Origin of the sequence: Alloscardovia criceti DSM 17774, from assembly GCF_000376885.1 — a bacterium.
Lineage (GTDB): Bacteria > Actinomycetota > Actinomycetes > Actinomycetales > Bifidobacteriaceae > Alloscardovia > Alloscardovia criceti.
In genome coordinates this window covers 290,057-302,924 of the sequence record NZ_AQXR01000011.1, presented here as the reverse complement: position 1 = coordinate 302,924, position 12,868 = coordinate 290,057, and the positions used below count along the sequence as shown (strand labels likewise).

The following is a 12,868-nucleotide window of genomic DNA, read 5'->3' as shown; positions in this document are numbered from 1 at the left end:
TATTACTACAAAAAAGATAACCACATCAGCCAGACTTTTATTCCCGGATTGCGCAGATATTTCCTAGTTCACCAGGAGCACAACCATGAAGTTTCTTGGCACACCACGCCGGGTAAATCCGCAAGCGTAATGCACCCTCCACTATAAGCGCGAGACTGTAACACTCATCGAGGGCCAGCGCTTTGTCATTGAGCTCTTTCGCCTTGTCCATCCGCCCCGCCCACCAATGCAAATACGCACAAATTGCATAAATCGGCTTGCAATACTCACTCGGGCAGACGTCACTCAAGGCATCAAATATGCGCAGAGCATGATGGAAACGTTGCTCATCCGGTTGTGAGTGGGGCTTGGTTAACGCCGTGCGCAGCAGATTTTTGATTAATTGTGCATTTTTGGAGGCAAAAGGATGTGTAATCATAGCAACGAGCTCGAGTTCCGTCAGCGGAGCCATAGAAATTAAGATGAAGATGTCTCTGAATGCGAGGAAGGTATTCATCCCTACGATGACACGATACAGTTGCGCTTCATCCCATGGAGGGGTTTTCTCCGTCGTTTCGTTCATCGCTTCGGCCAAATCTGCGCACAAATCACCGAACCATCGTTGATAGATCTCGTGTTTCTTGGCATGTGCGGCATCTCGCTCTTGCTGGAATTCGGCTTGAAGTCGTGCAATTTCCAGCGCATCTAAATGTGTTTGTGTGTTCATGCTTTTATTCTGACGAACAGATATCTGAATCACACTATGAAACGGAGGATGTGGGCGAATGTGGAAACACGCTTTTATAGAACTTCATTTACACTAGATATGTGATGGAATTGACGAAGCATGACGTAGACGAACGCTTGGAATTATTGGTAACGAATGCGTGGGAGAAGAATGCACGGCATTTTCCCCAAGTGAATGCGCCGGATGTGCTTCGTATTTTGGATTCCGTGGGTAGCCAAGGGGTGGTATCCAGCCGTGGCGGAAAGCGCCTGCGTGCTTTGCTTTTAGCCACGACCGCACAGACTCTTACGGTGGATGATTCATCCCAAGATGAAGAGTCCATCCTCGATTTAGGATGCGCTATTGAAATTTTCCAAACTGCTGCGCTCATCCATGATGACATCATCGATAATGCAGATACTCGACGCGGCGCACCCTCCGCACACAAAGCTTTAAATGCTGTGGGTTTACACCACAATCAAGGCACGGCTCTCGCCCTAATGCTGGGAGACCTGCTCGCCACGCTCAGTATACGCACCGCACATGCGCACAGTAGCGCATATCCTCAGGCTGCCCGCATTTTTTCCGCTTTTCTTGATATGCATGATCAAGTAGAGCTCGGTCAGGTTATGGATGTATCCATGCAGTCCTTAGATCTCACCGAAACCGAGGCATTAGAGAGCTCTGTACTCGCCACGTATGCTAATAAAACGGCCAGCTATACGACTATTGCTCCCCTGCTGATGGGCATTTTGGCTTCCGATAACACTGCTGCACATCGTAGTGCCGAAAAATTCGCCCAAACGGTGGGCCAAGACCTCGGCGTTGCATTCCAGATTCATGACGATCTCCTCGATCTGCTCTCCGACCCTCAGATAACTGGAAAACCTACGTGCGGGGATATTCGAGAAGGTAAGCGCACGTATATTTTGTCTCAGGCTTTGCGCCATGCCTCGACCTCAGATACGGCCTTCCTTATTGACACATATATGGGCGAAACTCAGATATCTGAAAAACAGATGCAACGCATCCGTGAAATTTTCCGCACCTCCGGTGCCATTGACGCCAGTATTGATACAGTAGAACGCTTATGGGCACATGCAGCGCAGGAGATCTTGACCATGTGTATGAGTCTGGATATTTCTGCAGACAAAACACAGAGATTTATTGATTTCTGCCAGAAATTTGTGGCATAATCCTTCCGCTCGCTCAATTCATCACAAAAGGATACACTAAAGAATATGACCTCCACCTCTGAGCGCTTTATAGGCGATGTAATCGATAATCGTTACATGGTTGTGCGCAAAATTGCAGACGGTGGCATGGCAAGTGTGTATGAAGGCGTGGATCAGCGCCTGAATAAACGTGTGGCCATTAAGATTATGCACACATCTTTGATGCTGTCTGCACATAGTGAGCAGTATACGGAACGTTTTCATCGGGAAGCACTATCGGCGGCAGCTCTCGATAATCCGCATATCGTGTATGTTTTTGATGCGGGCAATGTGGAGGGCTTGGGCTACATCGTCATGGAGTATGTGGATGGTGTCAATTTGCGCCATGTTATGCAGCAGCACCCGTATTTTACCGTGCGCGATACGATCAATATTATGATTCAAGTGCTCGATGGTCTTTCTAGCGCGCATGAGCACAGTATCATTCATCGTGATATCAAGCCAGAAAATATCATGATAAATAAGCGCAACGAAGTCCAGATAGCCGATTTTGGCTTGGCAAAACATACTAATCACGCCACCGTGGCACCCACAAATACGATTATGGGGACGACCACGTATATTGCGCCTGAAACGGCTCAGAATAACACCTCTACCCCGGCCTCTGACTTGTATAGCGTGGGCCTCATTATGTGGGAAATGCTTACCGGCCATACGCCTTTTGAATCAGATAACCCACTGACAGTGGTGTATAAGCATGTGAATGAAGATGTGCCGGATTTGTGCAATGTAGCACCGAGCCTTCCTGTGAGCATTTCTGCCTTTGTCGCGCGCTTGACGGCCCGCAATATTAATCTGCGTCCGCAAACGGCCACGGAAGCTTTGGCTCAATTGTACACGGTGAAGAGCGCACTCAGCGAGGCCGACCTGAGCGTGAAGCTCAATAATGCGTTGTTTCATCCGGCGCTCTCAACAGGAACGGTGACGGCTGCGAAAATATCCGATGACACCCAATCTATGCAGCCCCTGGCGGATAGCGCAGCCTCTTCCCCTATCTCTCCAAAGAAGAAGCCGAAAACGGTGAGTTCCGGGCCCAACACTCCGCGCACGTCCCACCTCTCGCGTGCTCTGACATGGGCGACCACGCATCGCACGATGACCGCCGTGGCCGCAGCAGTCCTCGTTATCCTGCTTATCGCCGGCTCGGTCACCCTCTGGGATAATTACGGTCCCGGCAGCTACGATCTCCTACCCGCGGCCTCGGATGTGCCTTGCACGGCCCAAAGTGTGTGCACCGTAGAAGGTGCGGATGCGGATGCATATCAAAAGCAGTTGGACGATGCGGGTATCTCTTACACCGTGGAGAAATCGTATAGCGATACGATTGAGTCCGGCAAAATTATTTCGACCTTGCCTTCTACCGTGGGCAGTCATGTGCCGAAAAAAAATGGCAAAGTCAGTATTACTGTCTCTACAGGTATAGAAAAAATCACCATTCCATCCGATATTACCAATTCAAATTCTGTCAATGGCAAAGATCCACTGAAGGCGTTGAAAACTGCCGGGTTCACGAATATCAATCATTCGGATGCAGCAGATGAGTACTCCACCGATGTGCCACAGGGTGCCATTATCTCCATCAATCCGCGGGCCGGCTCGACCATTGAGCACAATACGGAAATCTCCGTAGTACTGTCCAAGGGTTTGAAACCTGTAACCATGCCGAATGTCACCGGTCTCTCACGCGGAGATGCGTTGACAGCGCTCAATGCACTGCGCCTGAAGGTTACTATCACCGAGGAATACTCGTCCACTATGGAGGCTGGAAAAGTTATCTCCCAATCAGTGGCGGACGGCGCCGAATTGCACTGGAATGATGCCGTTACGCTGACTGTATCCAAGGGTTCGAAGACGGTTACTGTGCCAGATGTACGCGGTATGACCACCGCTAGGGCGCAAACCACCCTGGAAGATTTGGGATTTAAGGTGACTATACAGAAAAAGGGCGGAGATAGCATTGCTTCGCAATCTCTCGACCCTGGTGAAATCGTATCCATTATAGACAGTAAGGGCAATCCAACGAAGATTACCCTTACCACTACACGCAGCTCATAAAAGCTGGCACTTATTTTGAGGACTCTTGTGCCGTTTCAGTAGCTTCTTGCTGCGCCTTGACCAATTTTTTCGCCTCTTGTGCATACATATCGACGTACTCTTGTCCGCTCAATTTTTGAATTTCCTGCATCAAACGGTCGGTAAGCTCACGAATTTCCTCATGCGTAATGGCATCCACAGGCTTCTTGTCTACGTAAATGGGCTCGCCATATACACAGGTCACCGTACCCTTATCTGGCATAATCTGACCCGGCTTTTGAATGTCCCGGGTACCGATTAGACCCGTTGGCACAATAGGGCAACCCGTTTCCAGTGCTAAACGTGCAAAACCGGTGTGTCCACGGTACAAACGACCATCCGGGCTGCGCGTACCTTCTGGGTGAATGCCAAAGACCTTGCCCGATTCGAGTACTTCTTTGGCAGTTTCCATGGCACTTGCGGATTTATTTCCGCCGGAGCGGTCCACAGGGAAAACACCTACCGAGGTAAACCACCACTTTTTAAACCATCCCTTAATGCCTTTGCCCGTGAAGTATTCGGATTTGCCCATGAAATGGACCATGCGCGGGCACGTCATAGGGATGACAGCATCATCAATCACGGCTAGGTGATTTGCAGCAATAATAGCCCCACCCTTGCGCGGGATGTTATCCTGACCGATAGCTACGGGTTTAAACCTGAGTCGAGCAATAGCTCCTACCACTTTCACGAAAAACCAATACAGCACTCAGGCCTCCCAATCTCGTAGAATATGAATTATGACTAATGAGAACAATAGCAATTCTAATGACGACACATGGACGGAATTCGTCAATGCGCATAGTGATGACCTGTCATCTATTGGAAAAACGCGCTCTGCGAAGAAATTTGAAAAGAATGCGGCCAAGGTAGAAAAGGCAAAGAAAAAGGAAGCGCAAAGGAAATTGCATATCGAAAATTTCAACGATGATATTTTCACCGATCGCAACTCCGTAACGCGCGGATATTCCACCTCCTGGTTTGATGCGGATGAAGCGGATAATCATTTTCACGCACCCAATCCATCGTGGAACTCCGTACGTAAGTCGGGTATCGTGGCTGCCCTTTTGATTGTCCTCGGTTTCGCCTGCATATTTGCCGCACTCTTTTTCACGCAGTGGAGCGTTATTTTAGGATCATTGAGCGGTATTCTACTCATCCTAGGATTTGTGGTCTTTGTCACAGCGTACCGCTCTCGCCCAGGCTCGGGAAGCATGCACGGCGATGGGAGCCGAGTGTAAAATCACTAGCAGCCTGCGGATGCGCACATGTGAAAGGGGGAAGATAAGATATCTTCCCCCTTATATGACGTTACAGGACGCAAGATTGCACTTAATCCTGCTCTTCCTCGAGATGATAGCGCAAAGCCAAGTTTGCTGCGCCAATCAAACCAGCATCCTGGCCAGCCGTCGCCGCCTCAATTGGAGCATGAGGACGGTACGCGCTTGCCTGCAGGAAGCGGGAATAATTGTACCGTGCTGGATCCAGCAAGATATCACCAACGGCAACGACGCCACCGCCGATAACGTAAATATCCGGATCCAAAACTGCTGAAATAGCGGCCATAGTACGACCCAGCCACTCACCAATCTTGTTGAACGCATAAAGACTGATAGCATCACCTTCCGCAGCTGCACGCGATACCATCTTTCCACGCAATTCGTTGATGTCACCGCCGCACAGTTCCATCAGATAATCGGAGTCCTGTGGACGACGGCGAATGACAGAACGCGCAAAACGCTCCAACGCATTACCGGACGTATAGCGTTCGGCGCAACCGCGCAAACCGCAACCGCACGTATCGCCATCGGAAACCATAGGCAAATGACCAAATTCTGCTGCCATACCGTAAGAGCCGCGGAAAAGCTTGCCGTCAATGACGATGGCTCCACCTAAACCGGTACCTACGGTCAGAGCTACCATATTCTTGTGGCCTTTTCCGGCACCATGAACAAATTCGCCCCAACCAGCACAGTTTGCATCGTTTTCGACGATAACTGGAACCTTGTGGTCGATAAGCTTTTCGACATTATCCGCAAGTGGATAATTCACCCAATCTTGGATATTTGCTGCGAAGCTAATGGTTCTACGGTCTTCTTTAACATTTCCTGCAGCGGAAATACCAATAGCCACAATATCATCAAAGGACTTGTACGCCTCCTCGAACAGATGCGCAATGTGCTCATCAATGAGCGCTGCCTCATCCGGTGTTGGCGCAGTCCACTGGCGTACAATGACATCGTTTTCATCGCACACGCCCACGGCAATTTTCGTGCCGCCAATATCTACTGCTAATGAATGCATTCTTCCTCCATTAAACAGGCTTAAGAGCCTACCATTTCACTCTACCACGCACACTAGGAAAAGTTCGGAGACTTTTGGTGCGTACGTGTGCAAAATACTTGCGAATCCTCATTGATTTTCGGTAAAGCAATGTCATGGATAAAACAAATTATGTGAGGAAGAATAAAGGCTCTTCCTCACATAATTTTAAGCAGGTACTATGCGAAAACTACTTCTCGTTGCGACCGTGGCACATCTTATACTTTCGTCCAGAACCGCAAGGGCATGGCGCATTCTTCGGCGTGCCTTCGAATACTCGACCATCTGCCCATGGGCTGTGCATTTCTTCGCTCTTTGGACGGCGGCTGGCTGGAACCTTGCCTTCCGCATGGCTGATAGGTGCTGCACCGGTGATATGACCTTCATAGGAGTGCGAAACAGGTGTTTCATCGTCCTCATCGTCTTCATCATCGGAAGCATTGCTATCGTTGCCAGAATCCTCAGCTTCGCCCGCGTTTTCAGTCTCAGACTGAGCCACCTGCTCATCGCCCGCTTCATCTGGAGAAGTGTAGTTCAATGGCACTGTGCTGTCTGAGGTTTGCTGAACTTCCACCTCACGAGCCACCGAGGACAGGTCAATGTTGAAGAGTAACTGGATGACTTCTTCCTTAATGGAATCCACCATCGTGTTGTACATCTGGTAGCCCTCACGCTGGTACTCAACCAAAGGATCGCGCTGACCCATACCACGCAGACCGATACCGTCCTTGAGATAATCCATCTCATATAGATGCTCACGCCACTTGCGATCCATGACCGCCAAAACAACGCGACGTTCAATAGAACGCATGGCCTCAGAACCGATGACATTTTCATTCTCTGCATAAATATCGTTAATCTTCTGAGCAATCTGATCCACCAAGGCAGCACGCGCCTTGTCGCCCTTATGCTTACCTAAGGCATCAATCAAAGCCTTTTCGTCGAAATCCGTGTCAACGATGGTCTTCAAAGCCTTCCACAGGTCCTTCAACTCCCACTTAGAAGGAGCATCCGTGCCCTTGGTAGCTTCCTGCGCATAGGATGCGATGACATCGTGAATAAAGTCGTGAATATCCTCAGAAATATCCGCACCCTGCAACACGGCCTGACGCTGAGAATAAATAACGGTACGCTGCTTATTCATCACATCGTCATACTTCAACACATTCTTACGTGTTTCAAAGTTGCGGGATTCTACGGACTTCTGAGCTGTGCGCACACCACGCGTTACGCTACGCATGGAAATTGGCTCACCCTCTGGCAAACCACGCTGCATAATGCTGGCCACGAGCTGCGTATTGAACAAACGCATCAAATTATCTTCGAGAGACAAGTAGAAGCGGGACTCACCTGGATCACCCTGACGTCCCGAACGACCGCGCAGCTGATTATCGATACGACGAGATTCATGGCGTTCCGTGCCGAGTACGTATAAGCCACCGAGTTCCTTGACCTCCTCATGCTCATCCTTCGCCTGCTTCTTCATCTCATCCAAAGCAGCTGGCCACAAACGCTCATAATCCTCCGGTGTGTCTTCTGGAGAGTAGCCCTGAGCCTTGAGCTTTGCATCTGCGAGGAATTCCACATTTCCACCGAGCATAATATCGGTACCACGACCAGCCATGTTGGTAGCCACGGTGACTGCACCCTTACGACCTGCAACGGCAACCACAGCTGCTTCTGCCTCATTGTGCTTAGCATTGAGCACGCGGTGTGGAATATTCACCTGAGAAAGCAAGGTAGATACCAACTCCGAAGATTCCACGGAGGACGTACCAAGCAAAATAGGCTGACCCTTTTCGTGACGAGCGGCCACATCCTTAACGATAGCCACCAACTTTTCCTTCTGTGTACGGAAAATAAGGTCATCCTGATCAATGCGGATAGCCGGACGGTTCGTCGGAATTGGAATAACACCCAGCTTGTAGGTATTCATGAATTCTGCTGCTTCAGTTTCAGCAGTACCGGTCATACCAGAAAGCTTGTCATACATACGGAAGTAATTCTGCAAAGTAATGGTTGCAAAAGTCTGGTTCTCAGCTTGAACTTCGACGCCTTCCTTCGCTTCAATTGCCTGGTGCAGGCCTTCATTGTACCGACGTCCATGAAGCATACGACCCGTGTGCTCATCAACGATCAGAACCTCTCCGCCCTGCACGACGTAATCCTTGTCGCGCACGAACAGTTCCTTCGCACGGATGGCGTTATTGAGATAACCAATCAACGCAGTATTAGCAGGTTCGTACAGATTTTCAATGCCGAGGAAATCTTCAATCTTTGCAATACCGGAGTCAAGGATGCCGATGACCTTCTTCTTTTCATCGACCTCGTAATCCTCGTCACGGTCCAGCTTTAATACAAGCTTTGCAAACTCACGATACCAACGGGTTACATCGCCCTCCGCGGGACCGGAAATAATCAAAGGTGTACGTGCTTCATCAATCAAAATGGAGTCCACCTCATCGACAATGGCATAATTATGCTCGCGCTGTACGAGGTCAGCTTTATTCCATGCCATATTATCGCGCAGGTAATCGAAACCGAACTCGTTATTTGTGCCGTAGGTGATGTCGGCATTGTACTGCTTACGACGTTCAGCAGGCTTCTGATCGGTGAGAATGCAGCCAACCTTCATATCCAAAGCGCGGAACACACGACCCATGAGCTCAGACTGATAATTAGCCAAGTAATCATTTACGGTCACCACGTGCACACCCTTGCCGGTCAGTGCATTCAAGTAGCTAGGCAGAGTTGCCACCAAGGTCTTACCTTCACCGGTACGCATTTCTGCGATATTGCCCCAGTGCAATGCTGCGCCACCCATCAGCTGTACGTCGAAGTGACGCTGTCCAAGAACACGTTTTGCTGCCTCACGCACGGTTGCGAAAGCTTCTGGCATTAAATCATCCAACGATTCGCCGTCCGCAAGGCGAGCTTTGAATTTTGCTGTCTGTGCCTTCAGCTCAGCATCGGTTAAAGCGCTAATCTTATCTTCAAGATTATTGACCTTATCAGCTACTTCCTTAAGCTTGCGCAGCTGCGCGCCTTCACCCATACGCAAAGCTTTTTCAAGAATTGCCACGTGTTTCTCCTAGCATTTTCCACAAAAGTGGTAAGTTACAAACTGTTCCAATATTACGACAACACAACGATAATACTGTATGTTTAGCGTTGTGCGATACACAGTAAAGTGGGGATGCTCTTTTCGAGCATCCCCACAACCTTATTCTCTTTTACCCATTACAAGTTCTTGGCACTATCAATCTCGAACACGCCGTAGCTCCAACCGTGTCGACGATAGACGACAGACGGACGATGTGTTTCACTGTTGACGAATAGGAAGAAGTCGTGTCCGATAAGTTCCATCTCGTACAGTGCCTCATCGATAGTCATTGGTTCTGCAATATGCAGTTTGCGACGAATCACAATAGGCGTGTCACCCACCTGTACCTCTACGGATTCGCCTGGTCCGAGGTCACCGGCTACTGCTTGAGCTGGTGTTTGTGGCTCGTATTCAGCAACTGCTGTTTCTTCTTCTGGCTCTACTACTCCCAGATCTACAGCCTTTACTGCTTCGTATCCGCGACGGTGATCCTTGCGACGATCACGTGTACGACGCAGACGGAGAGTAAGCTTATCGAGCGCCAAATCCAAAGCACTCAGATCATCGCTACTGGAAGCTTCAGCACGCACGACTGTACGGCCAGCGATAACGGTGAGTTCCACGCGCATTGCTGTATCGGCAAGGCGAGGATTTCCCTCATGAGAAAGCACAACTTGAACGCGCTGTGCATCTGGTGCAATAGCAGTTACTCGATTCATTTTACTTTCAACAACGTCACGGAACTTTTGCTTAATTTGCGTATGACGACCAGTTACCACGATTTCCATGGTGACCTCCTTGTAAATGAACCGCTAGACGTTAACTTCGTTGCTAACGTGCCTTAATCTTAACTCAATTTATGTAAAAATGCATTGCATTTCGCAATAGATTTGTTGTCGTGTCGGTGGTAGCATAGAATTGAGTGAGACCTTTGGGTGGCCGCGGTTATACACCACATAACTGAGGAACTTCCGGGCTCCATAGAGCACGATGGCGGATAACGTCCGCCCAGGGCGACCTGAGAGATAGCGCAACAGAGAATAGACCGCCTCCCCATTTTATGGGTGATGGTAAGGGTGAAACGGCGGTGTAAGAGACCACCGGGCGACTGGTAACAGAAGCCGCAGGGCAAGCCTCATCGGGAGCAAGGTCAAGTAGAATACTGTGAAGCTGCTCGCTTAGGTATTCGGGTAGGCTGCTAGAGCTTAATAGCAATATTAAGTCGAGATGGATGGTCACCCCTGATATTCAGGCATATGTTTTCACGCCTGTTTTGAAGGACAGAACCCGGGGTATATAAGGTCTCACTCTCAAATCTTTTTCAGCGTGTATTTTATCTGCAACTTTTTAAGCACTGTACTATCTGCGCAATCTGCTTATTGTGTACGCCATTGAATATCCGACGCTCTGTAGAGCCAAGAATCTAGTGAGTATTCTTCAGTATTCTTACAGATTTTCATCCTCTTCGGATTCAGCAGTAAAAATCTCGTACTGTGCCTGCTTGATAAGATCTAGCGCATGCCCTTTACGCCCCGCAGCAGACCACAAACGCCTGAGACGCACCTGCTTATCGAGCCCCCGTGTCTTGCGCGCCACGGACTCCACGAGATCATATGCGGATTGCACAAACTCACCCGCTTGAGCAGCCTGAGAAACAGCTTCCTTCGCCGTGAAATTATCTACACCTTTGCGCCTTAGTTCCTGCAAAGTGCCCCGCTCACCCATTTTGCGTGAGATGCAATATCGCACAGCTTGTTTTGCATACGCTGCATCATTAACTAAACCCAAAGAGGTCAGACGTGCAATGACTGTTTCAATGGTTTTTTCGTCGAAATCTTTAAGAAGAAGCCGATCGCGGAGAGCTCCCGACGGTCGTGGTGCAGCATCTAAAAGGCGTAAGGCGGCTTCTTGGCATTTATCTTCGGCTTCGCTTCTACGAAATACCCGGGATACCTCTGGATTTTCAACGAGGCTCACGTTAGAGGTATCGTCAATTCCTGACTTGATGAGGGTTGAAGACCCCTCCTGTGCAGACACAGTGCGAGCGTAAGTCTGACTCTCAGACACATCCGGAATTTTGGTCTGTGTGTGGGCTGGAATCTTAGGCTTTGCGTTGTGAAGAAAATCTTCAGCAGAAATCACGATGACCTCGAAAGTGGACTCTGAAATGTAAATGATGAAAAGGGCGGATAAAATTTAATTCAAAAAATTGGAGTCAAAACTGGAACGCAGACCGTTCACTACGCAGAAGAAAAAAGCTCCCCTATATGGGCATGTGGAACTCAATGGACATATAGGGGAGCCGCATACCGTGGTAATCTACTCTTCTGCTGGAGCTTGGGACGCACCCTCCTCAGGGGTAGCTTCTTCTTCTGGCTTTGGAATAATGCCGAACTCCATCTTGACCTTGTTTTCGATTTCCTCGGTCAATGCAGGATTATCCATAAGGAATTGGCGAACCTTTTCACGACCCTGCCCAAGCTGATCTCCGTCATAAGTAAACCACGAACCGGACTTCTTCACCACGCCCGCCTGGATACCCATATCGATAACAGAGCCTTCGCGAGACACACCTTCACCGTACAGAATGTCGAATTCTGCGGACTTAAATGGCGGAGCCATCTTGTTTTTCACGACCTTGACACGGGTCCTGTTTCCTACAGCATCTTCGCCGTTCTTAAGTGTCTGGATTCTGCGGATATCCATGCGCACAGACGCATAGAACTTCAATGCCTTACCACCGGTGGTCGTTTCTGGATTCCCAAAGAATACACCAATCTTTTCGCGCAGCTGATTGATGAAAATGGCGGTGGTGTTTGCCTGATTCAACGCGCCTGTCATTTTGCGCAAAGCTTGGCTCATTAATCGTGCTTGAAGACCTACGTGACTATCTCCCATTTCGCCTTCGATTTCAGCCTTTGGCACCAGCGCTGCTACGGAGTCAATGACGATAATGTCTAATGCACCCGAACGAATCAGCATATCCGCGATTTCCAATGCCTGCTCGCCGTTATCTGGTTGTGACACAATCAACGAGTCGGTATCTACGCCCAGTTTGCGCGCGTATTCTGGATCCAAAGCATGCTCCGCATCGATAAATGCGGCTACGCCACCCTGACGCTGTGCGCTTGCGACGGCTTGAAGGGCAATCGTTGTTTTACCAGAGGATTCTGGTCCGTAGATTTCTACGATTCGACCACGAGGTAAGCCGCCAATGCCTAAAGCCAAATCCAGAGCCAAAGACCCGGTAGGAATAACCTCAACATTTTCAATAGGCTTATCGCCCAAGCGCATGGCCGAACCTTTTCCAAAGTTCTTTTCCACCTGCGCTAATGCGGTATCCAGAGCTTCTTGACGCTTATCTTTGGTACTGGCTCCATCCTTCTTTGCAGTTGCCATAACTTCTCCTTTACGTGAAGATACCTTCAC

At 49.3% G+C, this 12,868-nt stretch carries 10 protein-coding genes and 1 other RNA gene; 4 read left to right on the top strand and 7 right to left on the bottom strand.

Annotation, left to right across the window (positions count from 1 at the left end; translation table 11 throughout):
* Nucleotides 1–37 precede the first annotated feature (37 nt).
* Complete coding sequence (locus D570_RS0106655; protein ID WP_018143613.1) at nucleotides 38–706, bottom strand: DUF4192 family protein; 669 nt, start codon at nucleotides 704–706, stop codon at nucleotides 38–40.
* A 104-nt stretch (nucleotides 707–810) separates the two neighbouring features.
* Between D570_RS0106655 and D570_RS08710 the strand changes: the two genes are divergently transcribed.
* On the top strand, nucleotides 811–1,902 hold the full coding sequence (locus D570_RS08710; protein WP_018143612.1) for a polyprenyl synthetase family protein: 1,092 nt from the start codon (nucleotides 811–813) through the stop codon (nucleotides 1,900–1,902).
* A 45-nt stretch (nucleotides 1,903–1,947) separates the two neighbouring features.
* Nucleotides 1,948–3,996 carry a Stk1 family PASTA domain-containing Ser/Thr kinase gene (locus tag D570_RS0106645; protein WP_018143611.1) on the top strand — a complete coding sequence of 683 codons (2,049 nt, stop codon included), beginning with the start codon at nucleotides 1,948–1,950 and terminating at the stop codon, nucleotides 3,994–3,996.
* A 10-nt stretch (nucleotides 3,997–4,006) separates the two neighbouring features.
* Here the strand turns inward: D570_RS0106645 and D570_RS0106640 are convergent, their stop codons facing one another.
* Nucleotides 4,007–4,723, bottom strand: a complete 717-nt coding sequence (locus D570_RS0106640) for a lysophospholipid acyltransferase family protein (protein WP_018143610.1) — start codon at nucleotides 4,721–4,723, stop codon at nucleotides 4,007–4,009.
* Nucleotides 4,724–4,754: 31 nt separating this feature from the next.
* Here D570_RS0106640 and D570_RS0106635 point away from each other — a divergent pair, with 31 nt between their 5' ends.
* Complete coding sequence (locus D570_RS0106635; protein WP_018143609.1) at nucleotides 4,755–5,255, top strand: DUF308 domain-containing protein; 501 nt, start codon at nucleotides 4,755–4,757, stop codon at nucleotides 5,253–5,255.
* A 91-nt stretch (nucleotides 5,256–5,346) separates the two neighbouring features.
* Here the strand turns inward: D570_RS0106635 and D570_RS0106630 are convergent, their stop codons facing one another.
* The 3 genes from D570_RS0106630 to hpf all read right to left on the bottom strand — a co-directional run bounded on the left by D570_RS0106630 (nucleotide 5,347) and on the right by hpf (nucleotide 10,227).
* On the bottom strand, nucleotides 5,347–6,318 hold the full coding sequence (locus D570_RS0106630; protein ID WP_018143608.1) for an ROK family glucokinase: 972 nt from the start codon (nucleotides 6,316–6,318) through the stop codon (nucleotides 5,347–5,349).
* A gap of 208 nt (nucleotides 6,319–6,526) precedes the next feature.
* The gene (gene secA, locus D570_RS0106625; protein ID WP_033377165.1) at nucleotides 6,527–9,391 is read right to left on the bottom strand and encodes a preprotein translocase subunit SecA; all 2,865 of its coding nucleotides are present in this window, start codon (nucleotides 9,389–9,391) and stop codon (nucleotides 6,527–6,529) included.
* Between the two features lie 185 nt (nucleotides 9,392–9,576).
* Nucleotides 9,577–10,227, bottom strand: a complete 651-nt coding sequence (hpf, locus tag D570_RS0106620; protein ID WP_018143606.1) for a ribosome hibernation-promoting factor, HPF/YfiA family — start codon at nucleotides 10,225–10,227, stop codon at nucleotides 9,577–9,579.
* A 135-nt stretch (nucleotides 10,228–10,362) separates the two neighbouring features.
* Here hpf and rnpB point away from each other — a divergent pair.
* Nucleotides 10,363–10,750: RNase P RNA component class A (rnpB, locus tag D570_RS09140), an RNA gene on the top strand.
* Between the two features lie 135 nt (nucleotides 10,751–10,885).
* On the opposite strand, the gene D570_RS08705 is transcribed toward rnpB, so the two are convergent.
* Together D570_RS08705 and recA are read right to left on the bottom strand one after the other, a co-directional pair.
* The gene (locus D570_RS08705) at nucleotides 10,886–11,581 is read right to left on the bottom strand and encodes a regulatory protein RecX (RefSeq protein ID WP_018143605.1); all 696 of its coding nucleotides are present in this window, start codon (nucleotides 11,579–11,581) and stop codon (nucleotides 10,886–10,888) included.
* Nucleotides 11,582–11,758: 177 nt separating this feature from the next.
* Nucleotides 11,759–12,838, bottom strand: coding sequence for a recombinase RecA (gene recA / locus D570_RS0106610; protein ID WP_018143604.1), 1,080 nt, complete (start codon nucleotides 12,836–12,838; stop codon nucleotides 11,759–11,761).
* Nucleotides 12,839–12,868 lie beyond the last annotated feature (30 nt).